A 14,348-nucleotide genomic window follows, 5' to 3' on the forward strand; every position below is an offset into this window, starting at 1 on the left:
GCCGCGCCGCCAGCGCGGGCACAGACTGAACAGAATAACGGTGATGCAGCAGACAAACGTTTCTGGTCGGCGAACTTCTACTCCGAGGCTTCCACCTTGCCGCCGGAGAACTCAACCGCCGAAAACGCCGGATAGACCTGACGAAGAATGGCAACCTGCTGAAGGTCGTTGACGCGCACGAGATACCACTGGCCTTCGTCCAGCAACGCCAGCGTTTCCGACTGAACCCGCATTGTCCCGGTGGCTTCCGAAGTCATGACGGTTTCGGTCGGAATCAGCGCATAGGGGTCGCCATTGGCAAGCTCGGCTTCTTTCAGCGCCTTCATATCCATGCCGAAATCTTCCAGCGTGACGGCGGCAAGTGCGACCTCCATCTGCTGGATGACCACGGTGCGTAGCGCATCGACCTCAAGGCCGGCCTGCTTTGCAATGAATTCCATCACGCGCGGCGGAATGGTGTTGGCAACTTGCTCATAATCCTCGTCGCGCATGGCCTTGTCGAAGGTCTCGACGGTCTGCTGCAGCTTGTCCTTTTCCGCATCGGTCAGCGGACGGGCGTCTGCCGGCGTGGAAAAAGCAGCGGAACTGAGGATGGAAATGGCTGCAACAACAGGCAGGAGCAGTTTTACAAGAGGTCTCATCGTCCGTCCTTTTTCCTGAGCCCGGCCACTACAGACTGGATGGCGGGGAAATCGCCGAACCCGTTGATGGCGGCAAGCCATGCGCGGCCCACGATCACCAGAGTGATGGCATTGCCGGCCAAGCTATACAGTGCCGGTGAAAGTCGCCAGCGCGAAGAAAGCGCTATGGAACACGCAGGTCGCCAATCCTTCCGGGAAGCGTCCACGCTACATTGCATGTCGCTGCGGAAAAGCTGAGATCGTGCACCATAGGACGCATCACAGCACTAAAATCTGATCGGGGATGATTTGCAAACCAGACATCAGGTGCTCCCCCGCTTTTTAGGGGCAGCGAATGTCAAAATCTTTGTCGATGCTGTTCTCGCCGGCGGTGGGATGGCTGATGCCCGAGAGGCTTCATCAAACGCGCTGCGGCGATATGGAAGCCTGTTCCGCACCGGATCGGGCGACAGCGCCGAAATCAGGGCTGATCAGGCATTCTTCACCCTGCGTCGGGCGAAATCCTTTTTGGCCTCAGGCAGCCTCATCGACATAGGCGATGACCCTCGTGCATCGCGCTCCGAGGGTCCGCACAGGCAATCAGCGCAGCAGATAGGCGCCGACCACGAAGGTCAGAATGAAAACAATGAGACCTGAGACGGCGCCGCCTGCAAAGAAGCCGAACGCCATGGCCACCAGAATGGCAACGCAGGCGAGGGTGCAGTATTTGGTCAGGGCAGTGAACATCCTGTAGGTTTTTTCGTGCTCGGAATAATCCATCTGAGCGCCGAGTTCGACAGGACCCGCGGGCAAATGTTCAGCCATAGGAAATACCCCTCCTAAATCATCTCAAGCGCACATAGCGAAAAGAGCGCCTCAGGGCAATGGCGCTGTTGCCGCACCGCCTGAGCAGCCAATCTTTCTCTGGCTGGCGCAATCAAAGGCCTGTACAGGTATTTTCGCCCGCAGCGGCGACATGCAAGAAGCGACCATCCATTCTTGAGACATTCACGGACATTTCCATGACGCCCGCAACTTTCCTTGCCTACAGTGCGGCTCTCGGCATTGCGGCGGTCATCCCCGGGCCCGGTGTAACCGCGCTTGTGGCAAGGGCGCTCGGCTCCGGCTTTCGCTCCTCCTTCGCCATGCTGCTCGGCCTGCTCCTTGGCGACCTGTTCTATCTGACGGCGGCCGTTCTGGGGCTGGCATTCGTCGCCCAGCAGTTCGGCATGGTGTTCACGGCCATCAAATGGTTCGGAGTCCTTTATCTCGCTTGGCTCGGTTGGCGCTTCTGGCGCGAAGGCATCACCCCGGAAAATGTCGAGGCCGGCAAGGCGCGCGGCGGGCTGTTTTCGAGTTTTCTCGGAGGCCTGACGCTGACACTCGGCAACCCCAAGACGATGGTGTTCTATCTGGCGATCACGCCGACGGTCATCGACCTGAAAAGCATTACGCCATCCGACTACGCGATCCTTGTGGTGATCACGGCTGTCGTCCTGACCATCTCGCTGATGCCCTATCTGGTTCTGGCTTCGCGGGCGCGCTGGTTCCTGTCCTCGCCGCGCGCGCTCAAGATGCTCAACCGCACTGCCGCGACCTTCATGGTCGGCGCTGCGGCCGCGATCGCCGCCCGACACTAGGCATGTCGCGATCTTACGGGTTTGGATTTTTATACTCGGTTTGATCTGAAATTCGGAACAAGTTTCCCTTGGTGCGATTATCTGAGCAATAAAACCGCTCGGATATTGGCGCATGGCACCCTATCTGTTGCGGTAGCCGCCAAGAAAGCTCAATTCCGTGCGAAAGCGAGTTCCATGACCAAGCCAGAAACCTCCATCAAAGCTCCCGGCCGCGGCCGCATCTACGATTCCATCACCCAGACCATCGGCGACACGCCGCTGGTGCGCCTTGACCGTTTTGCGGCTGAGAAGGGCATCGTGGCGCGTCTCGTCGCCAAGCTGGAGTTTTTCAATCCGATCGCTTCCGTCAAGGACCGTATCGGTGTAGCCATGATCGAGGCGCTGGAAGCTGAGGGCAGGATCGCGCCGGGCAAGACCACGCTGATTGAGCCGACTTCCGGCAACACCGGCATCGCGCTTGCCTTCACGGCTGCCGCCAAGGGCTACCGCCTGATCCTGACCATGCCGGAAACCATGTCGATCGAGCGCCGCAAGATGCTCAGCCTGCTCGGCGCCGAACTGGTGCTGACCGAAGGCGCGAAGGGCATGAAGGGCGCCATCGCCAAGGCTGACGAGCTGGCGGCCACGATCCCCGATTCGGTTATTCCCCAGCAGTTCGAGAACCCCGCCAACCCCGAAATCCATCGCCATACCACTGCCGAGGAAATCTGGAATGACACCCATGGCGAGGTCGACATTTTCGTTTCCGGCATCGGCACCGGCGGCACCATCACCGGCGTCGGGCAGGTTCTCAAGCAGCACAAGCCTTCCGTGCAGGTGATTGCCGTCGAGCCTGAGGCTTCCCCGGTTCTCTCCGGCGGCGCGCCGGGTCCGCACAAGATTCAGGGCATCGGCGCGGGTTTTGCCCCGAAGGTGCTTGATACCGCCGTCTATGACGAGATCGTCACCGTCTCCAACGAAGACGCCATCACCAACGCCCGTCTGGTGGCGCGGCTGGAAGGCGTTCCGGTCGGCATTTCCTCGGGTGCTGCCCTTCAGGCGGCAACCGTGGTCGGCTCGCGCCCTGAGAATGCAGGCAAGACCCTTGTGGTCGTCATCCCATCCTTCGCCGAGCGCTATCTGTCGACGGTGCTGTTCGAGGGCCTTGGCGGCTGAGCGAACGAAAACGGCCCGTACCTTGAAGGCGCGGGCCGTTCCTTCATTTCGATATGCGGAAACTCAGCGGCGGCGCAGATCCGCAGCGCGCGGCGCGTGATAGGTGGTGGCGCGGGCTGCGCGCCCTGCCATGTCCACGCCCTTGCGGACGGCTGTACCGGGAAACCTTCTGTCGGTCATGGTGCCGGCCGTCATGTCCTGTTTCCCATGCGGCGGGACGTGGCGGGGCCGGGCCCGCGCATATAGTGGCGTTCGGGTTTGTATGAAGGCGCGATCATCTCGCGCATGGCTGCGAAAAGGCGGCGCATAAGGTTCACGAGCGTCATGTCTTTGTTCCGTTTCGGACGGTTTTTCCGAAGTGCGGACACCCTACCGACTGAGCATGAATAGGTGGTGAACGCGATCTTAACTTTTCCCGTAAAACGCGCTGCTTCATGACCGGATTGCGGCTGTTTGGCGGTCTTTTCTGGCCCCTGTGCCGATCTCCGCCGACTGTTGCTTTCCGGCCGCATGTCGCAACCCCGCCGTCGCGGCGGTTTCGCCCGATCCCGAAGAAAAACCGTCTTGGTTAAGGCTCAGGCGTTGCCGATGAGAACGCCGGTTGCAAATACCAGCCCGCCGCCCACAACGACCTGAAACGCTGCGCGCAGGAACGGCGTTTCCATGTAGCGCTTCTGAATATAGGCAATCGCCCACAGCTCGAAGAAGACGATGACGATCGCCACGGTGGTTGCCGTCCAGAAATCCGGGATCAGATAGGGCAGGGCATGGCCAAGGCCGCCCAGCGCTGTCATGAGGCCCGAGGCGAAGCCGCGCTTCACCGGCGAGCCGCGGCCGGAAAGCCTGCCGTCATCCGAAGCCGCTTCGGTGAAGCCCATCGAGATGCCGGCGCCCAGCGAGGCGGCGAGGCCGACGAGGAAGGTCTGCCACGTATCATGCGTGGCAAAGGCTGCGGCGAAGATCGGGGCGAGCGTCGACACCGAGCCGTCCATAAGTCCGGCAAGACCCGGCTGCACATAGGTGAGGATGAACCGCCGCCGCTCGGTTTCAGCCTCCTCGTTGCGGACGGCGCCCGGCACATGCCGTTCTTCAAGCCGGTGCGCCAGCCCTTCGTGGCTCTGTTCCGCCGCGGCAAGGTCGCCGAGCAGCTTGCGCGTCGAGGCATCGGTGGTGCGCTTCATGGCTTCGGTGTAGAAGGCGAAGGCCTGCCGCTCCATGTCTTCGGCACGGGCGCGCACCTTGTCGATGCCCAGCGGCCGCACCAGCCAGTCGGGCCTGCGCTCATAGTATCCTTTCACATGTTCGCGCCGGATCAGCGGTATGCGCTCGCCGAAGCGCTTGCGGTGCAGATCGATCAGCGCGGCGCGGTGCCGGTCCTCCTCCTCGGCCATGGCCTCGAATATCTTTGCCGAATGCGGAAAGTCCTCCTCCAGCCCGTCGGCATAGGCCCGGTAGATGCGCGCGTCGTCCTCCTCCGACGATATGGCAAGTGCCAGGATTTCCTGCTCGGACAGGGACTCGAAGGAGCGGCGGCCGAAGCCGAAAACACGGGAAAGCATGATGATCTCGATCTACTTTAGAATTATTCTAAATTAGGTGTCGAGGTTGGTGAAGTCAACGGCTTGCCGGGTGCCGTCCTGTCGCAGGGCGGCGGAAAAAACAGATGCGCTTGCCGTCCCGATGGCCTACCTGATGGGCATGGCCAAGGAAATCGAACGAAAGTTTCTGGTGAAGAGCGATGCGTGGCTGGCGAGGTCAGAGGCCAGCATCACCATCGTCCAGTGCTATCTGGCCGTCACCGCCGAGCGTTCGATCCGCGTGCGCATCTCGAACGGGGACAAGGCCCGGCTGACGCTCAAATTCGGCAGCGACCTGAACGTGCGCGACGAGTTCGAGTATGACATTCCGCTGGACGAGGCGCGGGAAATGCAGGCCTTCGCCCTTGGCAAGGTCATCACCAAGACCCGCCATCATGTGCGCCACGCCGGTTACCTCTATGAGGTCGATGTCTTTTCAGGCGATCTGGACGGCCTTGTCATAGCCGAGCTGGAGACGCCGGACAGGGTGCAGAATGATGCATTGCCGGACTGGCTCGGGCCCGACATCACGAGCGAGATCCGCTATTCCAACGCCTCGCTGGCGCTGAACGGTTTTCCCCACGAAACACCCTGAAGCGCGGCTTTCCTGCCGTTCGTCAGGCAGGCTCGGCCTCCGGCTGCGACTGGCGGACCTGCGCGCGGGCATGCGCCTTCGCCGAGGCGACGGTGGCGCGATAGTGCACCAGTGGCGGCTTGACGCCGTGGGCGGTAAGCAGCTTGCGCATCTGTGGCGACGCGCCGGCGATGTAGAACAGGACGCCCTGTCTGGCCGCCTTGTGCGCGACCCCTTCCAGCACGTTGGCGCCGGTGGAATCCACCAGCGGAATGCCGGAACAGTCGAGGATGAAGGTTTTCGGCTGATCCGCGATCCGGTCGAGCACGCTGCCGACTGTTGAGGCCGCGCCGAAGAAGAATGCGCCCGAGATGCGGTAGACGACGGTATCGGGATCGCTGGCGGCTGCCGCATCATAGGCATCGCGCTCGCCATTGGCGGTGTCGGCAAGGTCTTCCGCCATGAAGGGCGCTTCCGCCTCGACCTCGACCGACTTGGCCATGCGGTCGATGAACATGAGCGCGCCGAGCGAGAAGCCGACGACGATGCCGGTGGTCAGGTCGCGGAAGATCACCAGCCCGAACGTGATGAGCAGCACCGCCGCATCGCCCCGCGAGGAACGGATCAGCGCGCGGAAGGCGGGCCGCTCGATCATGTTCCACGCCACCACGGCCAGCACCCCGGCCAATGCCGCCAGCGGGATATAGCTGGCCAATGGTGCCGCCAGCAGCATGAAGGCAAGCAGGAACACGGCATGCAGCATGCCCGAGACCGGGCCATGCGCGCCGGCGCGCACATTGGTGGCGGTGCGGGCGATGGTGCCCGTCACGCAGATGCCGCCGAACAGGGCCGAGCCGATATTGGCGGCGCCCTGCGCCACAAGCTCGCAGTTGGAGCGGTGACGCCGCCCGGTCATGCCGTCCGCCACCACGGCCGAAAGCAGCGATTCGATGGCGCCCAGCAGGGTGAAGGCGACCGCATCGGGCAGCACGGCAAGAATTTTCTCCGCGCTCATCGCCGGCAGGGTGGGGCTCGGCAGCATCGAGGGGATGCCGCCGAAGCGGGTGCCGATGGTCTCGACATCGAGGCCGGCCGCGACCACCGAAGCGAGCGCGACGGCAATCAGCATGCCCGGCCATGACGGACGCCAGCGTTTCAGGCCGACGATCACGGCGATCGTCAGCGCCGCGATCGCCACCGCGCCGGCATTGACGGTCGGCGCGGCATTGAAAAGCGCCATCAGCTTGGGGATCAGGTCGCCCGGCTCCTTTTCTGTCAGCGTGAGCCCGAACAGGTCGGTCAGCTGGCTGGCGAAGATGATGACGGCAATGCCGGCGGTGAAGCCGACGGTGACGGGATACGGAATGAACTTGATATAGGTGCCGAGCCTGAGCCACCCGGCCGCCGCCAGCAGCACTCCCGACATCATAGTTGCCAGCACGAGGCCGTCGACGCCGTGGCGATCCGCCGTGGACGCCACCAGAACGATGAAGGCGCCGGCCGGACCGCCGATCTGGAACCTGCTGCCCCCGAGCAGCGAGACGAGGAAACCGCCGACGATGGCCGTGAACAGGCCTTTTTCGGGACCGACGCCGGAAGCGATGGCGATCGCCATGGAAAGCGGCAGCGCCACGATGGCGACGGTCAGGCCCGCGATGGCGTCGGCTTTGAACTGGGGAAGGTGATAGCCTTCCCGCAGGACGGTCACCAGTTTCGGCGTGAAAAGCTCCCGGAAGGAGGGGTTGCTGGATTGGGGACGCTGCCTCGATCTGCGGCGCTGTTTCATGTCTCGGCCTTCGCTCACACCGTTGCGTGGCGGCACTGTCGGCATCGGAATGATCGCCGGCCGCCGTCGCGACCTGTTTGCCGATCCGCAGGAAGGCTGCGGCAAGAGCGTCTCCGGGAAAAGTGGACACACCTTTCCCGTTCGCAAATGCCCCAGAACAAGACCTGAAGCCGTTCGGCGGTTCCGTGAAACGCTGAACGGTCCTAGCGGGTCCGCAGGCGCACGCCCCGTCCGCCGCGCTCGCTTGGCTGGTTTTCGCCGATGAGTTCGACCCCGGCCTCTTCGAGCGCCTGAATCACCTTCATCAGCGTGTCCACCACGCCCCGGACCACGCCATCGCTGGCTTCCATCCGCTGGATGGTCGGAAGCGAAACACCGGCCCGCTCTGCAAGCGTCTTCTGGTCGATGCCGGCGAGTGCTCGCGCGGCGCGCATCTGCGCTGCTGTGATCACCGGCACAGTCTCCCGTCTGGATCTGCAATATGAATATATGATACTTTCATTGTGATGTGTCAAACATCATTATGAATGTTTGAAACCTTACCACTAGAATCCGTGTCCGGGCCTCCGTTCGGCTGTATCAGCCGCGCCGCCATCCACCACAGCATGGCCCATGCGAAACCGGCGCACCAGCCGGCCATCACGTCCGAAGGCCAGTGAACGCCGAGATAGAGGCGCGAAATGCCGACCAGCAGCGATACGAACACCGCCAGCGACAGGATGTAGATACGCGTCGCCTGATTGTGTGCGGTCTGGCTGGCCAGTGCGCCAAGCGTCAGATAGACGAGTGCCGAGATCATCGCATGTCCGCTGGGGAAGGACAGCGAGCTTTCCTGCATCAGATGCGGCACCACATCGGGGCGGGGACGGTCGATACCGGTCTTCAGCAAGGTGGCGACGATCTGCCCGCTCGCCACGGCGGCGATGACGAACAGTCCGCTCGCCGGCCGGCGCACCACGAAGAAGTAGAGGGCGGTCGCGGCCGTTATGAGCGTCAGCACCGCGGCGCTGCCGAGGGCTGTGATGTCGCGCACCATCTTGGGCAACCACGTGGGGCCGATCGGCACGTCTGGGTGTCCCTCGACGCGGAACCACAGCAGGATTTCGCTGTCCAGGGCGTGGGGGGCCCGGTCCGTGGCGATCTCCATCAGTTCCAGGAAACCCCACAAGCCGCCCGCGACGATGACGCCGGCCAGCAGCATGGGCAGTTCGATCCGTCCGATGAGGGCGGTGATCGGCTTCATCCTGACTTTTCCCTGTGCATCTTCTTTGCCGGTTTGTTTCCGAAAGTGGTGCCGGCGGTCAAGGGTGTGGGCGGGAATCGTCCACTATGTCCTCAGGCGATAGCCTGTCCTGAAGATCCATGCGATGACGGCCACGCAGGCGAACAGGAACGCCAGCGTCATGCCGAGGCTCAAGCCCAGCGAGACGTCTGCCTTGCCGAAGAAGGCCCAGCGGAAGCCGCTCACCAGATAGACCACCGGATTGAACAGCGTGATGGTGCGCCAGATGCCGGGCAGCATGTCGATCGAGTAGAAAGAGCCGCCGAGGAAGGTGAGCGGCGTGACGATCAGCAGCGGCACGAGCTGCAACTGCTCGAACGTGCCGGCCCAGATGCCGATGATGAAGCCGAACAGCGAGAACGTCACGGCCGTGAGGATGAGGAAGGCGAGTATCCAGAACGGATGTTCAATATGCAGCGGCACGAACAGCGACGATGTCGCCAGTATGATCAGGCCGATGGCTGCCGATTTGGTCGCCGCCGCCCCGACATAGGCAATGACGATTTCCAGATAGGAGACCGGCGCCGACAGGAGCTCGTAGATGGTGCCGACGAATTTCGGGAAATAGATGCCGAAGGATGCGTTGGAGATCGACTGCGTGAGCAGCGACAGCATGATCAGCCCCGGCACGATGAAGGCGCCGTAGCTGACGCCGTCGATCTGGTCGATGCGCGAGCCGATGGCCGCGCCGAAGACGACGAAATAGAGCGAGGTCGAGATGACCGGAGAAATGACGCTCTGCATGAGAGTGCGCACGGTGCGCGCCATCTCCACGCGATAGATGGCCCAGATTGCGTGATGGTTCATGACGCCTTCCTGACCAGATTGACGAAGATTTCTTCAAGCGAGCTGTTGACCGTGTCGAGATCGCGGAAAGCGATGCCTGCAATTTCGAGGTCGCGCAGCAACGAGGCGACGCCGGGCCGTTCGCTCTGGTTGTCGTAGGTGTAGGTGAGTGCGCCACCATCGGCCGATAGTTCCAACTCATAGCCGGCCAGCGCCTCGGGCACCGCGCCGAGCGGCTGGCGCAATTCCAGCCGCAACTGCTTGCGGCCGAGCTTGCGCATCAGCTCTGCCTTGTCCTCGACCAGCACGATTTCGCCGTGGTTGATGACGCCGACGCGGTCGGCCATCTCCTCGGCCTCCTCGATATAATGCGTGGTCAGGATGATGGTCACACCGCTTTCGCGCAAACGGCGCACCATCGCCCACATGTCCTGCCGCAACTCCACATCGACGCCGGCGGTCGGCTCGTCGAGAAACAGGATCCGCGGCTCGTGCGCCAGCGCCTTGCCGATCATCACGCGCCGCTTCATGCCGCCCGAAAGGGTGATGATCTTGGCGTCGCGTTTGTCCCAAAGCGACAGGTCTTTCAGAATCTTCTCGATCAGCGCCGGGTTCGGCGGCTTGCCGAACAGCCCGCGGCTGAAGGTGAGGGCGGAGCGCACGGTCTCGAACGACTCCACGGTCAGCTCCTGCGGCACCAGCCCGATCAGCGAACGGGCCGTGCGATAGTCGCGGTCTATGTCGGCTCCTTCTACTGTCACAGTGCCGGAACTGCGGTTGACGATGCCGCACACGATCGAGATCAGCGTCGTCTTGCCGGCGCCGTTGGGGCCGAGAAGCGCGAAGATCTCGCCATGCCTGATGTCGAGATCGATATGCTTCAGGGCGCTGAAGCCGCTGGCATAGGTTTTCGACACGCCGGATATGGATATGGCTGGCTGCATGAAGATCGCTTCGGACTGGAAATTTTTTCTGGCCGCCCGAATGTCGGTGCGCCGCCGGCAAAGTCAATGCGCCTGCTGACATTTCCCGACAGGATCTCAGCTTGAATTTTGGTTTTTGCCGGTTGCAGAGGGTTCGCAAAGCCTGCTCTATGTACGCTGCGAAAAGCCAGCATCGAAGCTGTCGCAGGTGCCGGGATTTTCGCCACAGATTCAAGGAAAGGAACTACCGCTGTGAAACAGGATAGATTGATCCTACTTCGACAGGGCTTTGAAGTTCCGGCATACCCCGCGAGGCGCTTCTTCTGCTGGCACTGCGCACTTTTGGATGGCTTGTTAGCGTCTTTCCCTGATCTGGCGAAAAGGCTTCATGTTGATCGCGTCGCGTGGCCCCGGCCAAGGCAGGAGGTCGTCGCCCTCATAGGTGAAGAAAACCAGTCTCTTCCCTTGCTGATATTGGCCGAAGGCGAAACATCACCGCATCAGACCGGTATTTTTGAGGGGCGGGCCTTCATCTCCGACAAAGACAAGATTCTCGCGGCCCTGACTGACCGGCATGGGTTCCCTGAGCTGTTTGCGGGCTGAGTTGTCGCAAAACCAGTAGAGACTGTGGAGCGAACCGGAGTGTCCGGCCCTACATAGTCGTCAACCATCTGAGGCAGAAGCAGCAGTTGGGAATGATCGGTGCCTGAAAGATGCGCCATGCCAGCAATCTATCAGCTACGATCGGCACCAGAAATCGCTGAAAGAGTTTCGGGGTAATCTTTGGGGTTTTTGCGACAGGAGATAGCGTGTTGCAGATAAAAAACGGCGATCCAGTGCGGTTTTCTGGTGATCTTGAACCGCTCTTAACCGGTCTGCCGGCAGAGGAAATCAAGGTGATCCGTGAGGGCATAATGCGTCAGCCGTTCCGGGTGGTGGCGTTGAGAACCGATGGTTCCGCCGAAGTCGAGCTGTCGTTGGCGCACGAAACCCACTTCTTCCACGTCAACGCCGCCGACTTGCAGCTGATCGTCTGAGGCGGGCGGCAAATTGCTGTCCTGTCCATCTTGCCGACCGTCAGAATCTTCGGGTGAAGCCTGATTGGCGTTTTCAAACAGTCTCGGTAAGTTTCGCGACGAAAATCGCCGGCGCTGATTTTTGAGGAGAATTTCTGCCGCAAATATCAGGTGCGAAAGTCTGGCCGTATGCGATTATATTTTGCGACAGTTACTATCCACACGCAGACAGAGCAGATTTGAGACTTTCCCCATTTTCCGAAAAAAGACCGGAATTGTCGGCTGGCCATTGTTTTTCCTGCCTGCCTGCACACCTAGATGATGGCATAATCGGAAACGGAACGGAGTCCGAGCGAATGACACGAAAGATCGTCCCGACCCTGCTTGCAGCTGCATTTGTGGCCGGAGCAGGCTTCGCCCCCGCCCATGCGCAGGACAACGACAGGGCCCCGCCGCAGAATGCGCTGAAGCTTTCGGAGATCATCTCCAAGGTCGAGCAGCGCGACGGCTTTCGATACATCGATGAGATCGAGTGGGATCGCGGGCTCTATGAGGTGACCTATTACACGACCGACAAGGCCAAGGTCGAAATCCGCTTCGATCCGGTTACCGGCGAACCGAAATAAAGGCGGATATCGCCTGATCCCGGCATGATGCGGGCAGGAGCTGTGCGCTCCTGCTTGCCGAGGGATGGTCCGCCTGATAAAGGCCGCGACTATGACCACACCCCTCGATCACATCCGCAACTTCTCCATCGTCGCCCATATCGACCATGGCAAGTCCACGCTCGCCGACCGCCTCATCCAATTGACGGGCGGCATGGACGCGCGTGAGATGGCTGGCCAGCAGCAGGTTCTCGATAACATGGATATCGAGAAGGAGCGCGGCATCACCATCAAGGCGCAGACGGTGCGCCTGAATTATCGTGCGAAGAATGGTGAGGATTATGTCCTCAACCTGATCGACACGCCCGGCCACGTCGACTTTGCCTATGAGGTTTCGCGCAGCCTTTCGGCCTGCGAAGGCTCGCTGCTGGTGGTGGATGCTTCGCAGGGCGTCGAAGCCCAGACGCTCGCAAACGTCTATCAGGCCATCGACAACAACCACGAGATCGTCGTGGTGCTGAACAAGATCGATCTGCCGGCCGCCGAGCCTGAGCGCATCAAGGAACAGGTCGAGGACGTGATCGGTCTCGACGCTTCCGAGGCGGTGATGATCTCGGCCAAGACCGGCATCGGCATCGAGGACGTTCTGGAAGCCATCGTCAACAAGCTGCCGCCGCCGCGGGAAGGCGACCGCACCGCCCCTCTCAAGGCGATGCTGGTCGATTCATGGTACGATTCCTATCTGGGCGTCATCGTTCTGGTGCGCGTCATCGATGGCGTGCTGAAAAAGGGCCAGACCATCCGCATGATGGGCACCGGCGCGAAATATCCGGTTGAACGCACCGGCGTGTTCACGCCGAAAATGCTGAATGTCGACGAGATCGGCCCGGGTGAATTCGGTTTCATCACCGCCTCCATCAAGGAAGTGGCCGACACCCGCGTCGGTGACACCATCACCGAGGATCGTCGCCCGACGACGAAACCGCTGCCGGGCTTCAAGCCGGCGCAGCCGGTGGTGTTCTGCGGCCTGTTCCCGGTCGATGCCGACGATTTCGAGGATCTGCGCTCCGCCGTCGGCAAGCTGCGCCTCAACGATGCGTCCTTCTCCTATGAAATGGAGACATCCGCCGCGCTGGGCTTCGGCTTCCGCTGCGGCTTCCTCGGCCTGCTTCATCTGGAGATCATTCAGGAGCGGCTGGAACGCGAGTTCGACCTCGACCTGATCGCCACCGCGCCAAGCGTCGTCTACCGCATGGTTATGAACAATGGCGAGGTGAAGGAGCTTCACAACCCGGCCGACATGCCGGACGTGGTGAAGATCGCCCATATCGAGGAACCGTGGATCCGCGCCACCATCCTTACGCCGGACGACTATCTCGGTTCGATCCTCAAGCTCTGTCAGGACCGCCGCGGCGTTCAGGCCGATCTCTCCTATGTCGGCAAGCGCGCCATGCTGGTCTACGAATTGCCGCTCAACGAAGTGGTGTTCGATTTCTACGATCGCCTGAAGTCGATTTCCAAGGGCTATGCCTCGTTCGACTACCATCTGACGGACTATCGCGAGGGCGATCTGGTCAAGATGTCGATCCTCGTCAACGACGAGCCGGTCGATGCGCTGTCCATGCTCGTTCACCGTTCGGCGGCGGAAAAGCGCGGCCGCGTGATGTGCGAGAAGCTCAAGGAACTGATCCCGCAGCACATGTTCAAGATCCCGATTCAGGCGGCCATAGGCGGCAGGATCGTGGCGCGAGAGACGATCTCGGCCCTGCGCAAGGACGTGACCGCCAAGTGCTATGGTGGCGACGCCACCCGCAAGCGCAAGCTTCTGGAAAAGCAGAAGGAAGGCAAGAAGCGCATGCGGCAGTTCGGCAAGGTCGACATTCCGCAGGAAGCCTTCATCCAGGCGCTCAAGATGGGCGACTGACGCCTCGTCGTGCGCGCACTTGTCCAGCGGGTCAGTGAGGCCAGCGTCACGGTGGATGGCGAAAATGTCGGTGAAATCGGCGCCGGCCTTCTGGTGCTGGTCTGCGCCATGCAGGGTGATACCGAGGCCCAGTCTGAATGGCTGGCGCGAAAGGTCGTCAATCTGCGCATCTTCCGTGACGAACAGGACCGCATGAACCGCTCGCTTCTGGATGTGGGCGGCAGTGCGCTCATCGTCAGCCAGTTTACGCTGGCGGCCGAGACCAGAGGCAACCGGCCGGGCTTCTCAACCGCTGCCGCGCCCAACGACGGCAAACGGCTATACGAGCATTTTTCTGCTGCCGTTGCGGCACATGGCGTGCCTGTCGCCAATGGCGTTTTCGGCGCGGACATGAAGGTCACGCTGGTCAATGACGGCCCGGTGACGATCTGGCTGGACAGCGAGCGCTGACGGCGATTTT

At 61.5% G+C, this 14,348-nt stretch carries 19 protein-coding genes; 8 read left to right on the top strand and 11 right to left on the bottom strand.

Features of this window, described 5'->3' with window-relative positions:
* Positions 1-77: 77 nt before the first annotated feature.
* The 3 genes from HNR59_RS07145 to HNR59_RS07150 form a co-directional block, all read right to left on the bottom strand.
* On the bottom strand, positions 78-641 hold the full coding sequence (locus tag HNR59_RS07145) for a hypothetical protein (RefSeq protein WP_183827896.1): 564 nt from the start codon (positions 639-641) through the stop codon (positions 78-80).
* Complete coding sequence (locus HNR59_RS20895; protein WP_281379404.1) at positions 638-763, bottom strand: hypothetical protein; 126 nt, start codon at positions 761-763, stop codon at positions 638-640. The genes HNR59_RS07145 and HNR59_RS20895 overlap by 4 nt, the downstream gene beginning before the upstream one ends.
* Before the next feature lie 457 nt (positions 764-1,220).
* On the bottom strand, positions 1,221-1,445 hold the full coding sequence (locus tag HNR59_RS07150; protein WP_183827899.1) for an aa3-type cytochrome c oxidase subunit IV: 225 nt from the start codon (positions 1,443-1,445) through the stop codon (positions 1,221-1,223).
* Positions 1,446-1,642: 197 nt separating this feature from the next.
* On the opposite strand from HNR59_RS07150, the gene HNR59_RS07155 reads away from it, so the two are divergent.
* Together HNR59_RS07155 and cysK are read left to right on the top strand one after the other, a co-directional pair.
* A complete protein-coding gene (locus tag HNR59_RS07155; RefSeq protein ID WP_183827902.1) occupies positions 1,643-2,260 on the top strand; it encodes a LysE family translocator in 618 nt (205 codons plus the stop codon).
* 174 nt (positions 2,261-2,434) lie between these two features.
* The gene (gene cysK / locus HNR59_RS07160; protein ID WP_183827905.1) at positions 2,435-3,415 is read left to right on the top strand and encodes a cysteine synthase A; all 981 of its coding nucleotides are present in this window, start codon (positions 2,435-2,437) and stop codon (positions 3,413-3,415) included.
* Positions 3,416-3,478: 63 nt separating this feature from the next.
* Here the strand turns inward: cysK and HNR59_RS20900 are convergent, their stop codons facing one another.
* The 3 genes from HNR59_RS20900 to mbfA all read right to left on the bottom strand — a co-directional run bounded on the left by HNR59_RS20900 (position 3,479) and on the right by mbfA (position 4,974).
* Positions 3,479-3,610 (bottom strand): hypothetical protein, encoded by a 132-nt coding sequence (locus HNR59_RS20900; RefSeq protein WP_281379405.1) that lies wholly within the window; start codon positions 3,608-3,610, stop codon positions 3,479-3,481.
* Positions 3,607-3,741 carry a hypothetical protein gene (locus HNR59_RS20905; RefSeq protein ID WP_281379406.1) on the bottom strand — a complete coding sequence of 45 codons (135 nt, stop codon included), beginning with the start codon at positions 3,739-3,741 and terminating at the stop codon, positions 3,607-3,609. The genes HNR59_RS20900 and HNR59_RS20905 overlap by 4 nt, the downstream gene beginning before the upstream one ends.
* Before the next feature lie 249 nt (positions 3,742-3,990).
* Positions 3,991-4,974 carry an iron exporter MbfA gene (mbfA, locus tag HNR59_RS07165; protein ID WP_183827908.1) on the bottom strand — a complete coding sequence of 328 codons (984 nt, stop codon included), beginning with the start codon at positions 4,972-4,974 and terminating at the stop codon, positions 3,991-3,993.
* Positions 4,975-5,113: 139 nt separating this feature from the next.
* Between mbfA and HNR59_RS07170 the strand changes: the two genes are divergently transcribed.
* Positions 5,114-5,587, top strand: a complete 474-nt coding sequence (locus HNR59_RS07170; RefSeq protein WP_183831421.1) for a CYTH domain-containing protein — start codon at positions 5,114-5,116, stop codon at positions 5,585-5,587.
* Positions 5,588-5,609: 22 nt separating this feature from the next.
* Here HNR59_RS07170 and HNR59_RS07175 read toward each other — a convergent pair whose 3' ends face one another.
* The 5 genes from HNR59_RS07175 to HNR59_RS07195 form a co-directional block, all read right to left on the bottom strand.
* Positions 5,610-7,352, bottom strand: a complete 1,743-nt coding sequence (locus HNR59_RS07175; RefSeq protein WP_183827911.1) for a SulP family inorganic anion transporter — start codon at positions 7,350-7,352, stop codon at positions 5,610-5,612.
* Positions 7,353-7,555: 203 nt separating this feature from the next.
* A complete protein-coding gene (locus tag HNR59_RS07180; protein ID WP_183827914.1) occupies positions 7,556-7,804 on the bottom strand; it encodes a helix-turn-helix domain-containing protein in 249 nt (82 codons plus the stop codon).
* Between the two features lie 59 nt (positions 7,805-7,863).
* Positions 7,864-8,595, bottom strand: a complete 732-nt coding sequence (locus HNR59_RS07185) for a phosphatase PAP2 family protein (RefSeq protein WP_183827917.1) — start codon at positions 8,593-8,595, stop codon at positions 7,864-7,866.
* Between the two features lie 84 nt (positions 8,596-8,679).
* Positions 8,680-9,441: an ABC transporter permease gene (locus HNR59_RS07190; protein WP_183827920.1), complete on the bottom strand. Its 762-nt coding sequence runs from the start codon at positions 9,439-9,441 to the stop codon at positions 8,680-8,682.
* Entirely contained in the window at positions 9,438-10,364 is a 927-nt protein-coding gene (locus HNR59_RS07195; protein WP_183827923.1) for an ABC transporter ATP-binding protein, read from the bottom strand. The genes HNR59_RS07190 and HNR59_RS07195 overlap by 4 nt, the downstream gene beginning before the upstream one ends.
* A 231-nt stretch (positions 10,365-10,595) precedes the next feature.
* Here HNR59_RS07195 and HNR59_RS07200 point away from each other — a divergent pair, with 231 nt between their 5' ends.
* The 5 genes from HNR59_RS07200 to dtd all read left to right on the top strand — a co-directional run bounded on the left by HNR59_RS07200 (position 10,596) and on the right by dtd (position 14,338).
* Positions 10,596-10,946, top strand: a complete 351-nt coding sequence (locus tag HNR59_RS07200; protein ID WP_183827926.1) for a DUF3088 family protein — start codon at positions 10,596-10,598, stop codon at positions 10,944-10,946.
* Positions 10,947-11,152: 206 nt separating this feature from the next.
* On the top strand, positions 11,153-11,380 hold the full coding sequence (locus HNR59_RS07205) for a hypothetical protein (protein ID WP_183827929.1): 228 nt from the start codon (positions 11,153-11,155) through the stop codon (positions 11,378-11,380).
* Between the two features lie 335 nt (positions 11,381-11,715).
* The gene (locus HNR59_RS07210) at positions 11,716-11,985 is read left to right on the top strand and encodes a PepSY domain-containing protein (RefSeq protein WP_183827932.1); all 270 of its coding nucleotides are present in this window, start codon (positions 11,716-11,718) and stop codon (positions 11,983-11,985) included.
* Positions 11,986-12,076: 91 nt separating this feature from the next.
* The gene (gene lepA, locus HNR59_RS07215) at positions 12,077-13,888 is read left to right on the top strand and encodes a translation elongation factor 4 (protein WP_183827935.1); all 1,812 of its coding nucleotides are present in this window, start codon (positions 12,077-12,079) and stop codon (positions 13,886-13,888) included.
* Between the two features lie 9 nt (positions 13,889-13,897).
* On the top strand, positions 13,898-14,338 hold the full coding sequence (gene dtd / locus HNR59_RS07220) for a D-aminoacyl-tRNA deacylase (RefSeq protein WP_183827938.1): 441 nt from the start codon (positions 13,898-13,900) through the stop codon (positions 14,336-14,338).
* The last annotated feature ends 10 nt before the right edge of the window (positions 14,339-14,348 follow it).

Origin of the sequence: Aquamicrobium lusatiense, assembly GCF_014201615.1 — a bacterium.
Lineage (GTDB): Bacteria > Pseudomonadota > Alphaproteobacteria > Rhizobiales > Rhizobiaceae > Mesorhizobium > Mesorhizobium lusatiense.

Excerpts from the sequence above, each read along its gene's own strand:
- cysK (WP_183827905.1), top strand. The coding sequence starts at position 2,435 with ATGACCAAGCCAGAAACCTCCATCAAAGCTCCCGGCCGCGGCCGCATC.
- HNR59_RS20905 (WP_281379406.1), bottom strand. The coding sequence starts at position 3,741 with ATGACGCTCGTGAACCTTATGCGCCGCCTTTTCGCAGCCATGCGCGAG.
- HNR59_RS07170 (WP_183831421.1), top strand. The coding sequence starts at position 5,114 with ATGGCCAAGGAAATCGAACGAAAGTTTCTGGTGAAGAGCGATGCGTGG.
- HNR59_RS07145 (WP_183827896.1), bottom strand. The coding sequence starts at position 641 with ATGAGACCTCTTGTAAAACTGCTCCTGCCTGTTGTTGCAGCCATTTCC.
- HNR59_RS07150 (WP_183827899.1), bottom strand. The coding sequence starts at position 1,445 with ATGGCTGAACATTTGCCCGCGGGTCCTGTCGAACTCGGCGCTCAGATG.
- HNR59_RS07155 (WP_183827902.1), top strand. The coding sequence starts at position 1,643 with ATGACGCCCGCAACTTTCCTTGCCTACAGTGCGGCTCTCGGCATTGCG.
- HNR59_RS07185 (WP_183827917.1), bottom strand. The coding sequence starts at position 8,595 with ATGAAGCCGATCACCGCCCTCATCGGACGGATCGAACTGCCCATGCTG.
- lepA (WP_183827935.1), top strand. The coding sequence starts at position 12,077 with ATGACCACACCCCTCGATCACATCCGCAACTTCTCCATCGTCGCCCAT.
- HNR59_RS20900 (WP_281379405.1), bottom strand. The coding sequence starts at position 3,610 with ATGACGGCCGGCACCATGACCGACAGAAGGTTTCCCGGTACAGCCGTC.
- HNR59_RS07195 (WP_183827923.1), bottom strand. The coding sequence starts at position 10,364 with ATGCAGCCAGCCATATCCATATCCGGCGTGTCGAAAACCTATGCCAGC.
- mbfA (WP_183827908.1), bottom strand. The coding sequence starts at position 4,974 with ATGCTTTCCCGTGTTTTCGGCTTCGGCCGCCGCTCCTTCGAGTCCCTG.
- HNR59_RS07175 (WP_183827911.1), bottom strand. The coding sequence starts at position 7,352 with ATGAAACAGCGCCGCAGATCGAGGCAGCGTCCCCAATCCAGCAACCCC.
- HNR59_RS07210 (WP_183827932.1), top strand. The coding sequence starts at position 11,716 with ATGACACGAAAGATCGTCCCGACCCTGCTTGCAGCTGCATTTGTGGCC.
- HNR59_RS07190 (WP_183827920.1), bottom strand. The coding sequence starts at position 9,441 with ATGAACCATCACGCAATCTGGGCCATCTATCGCGTGGAGATGGCGCGC.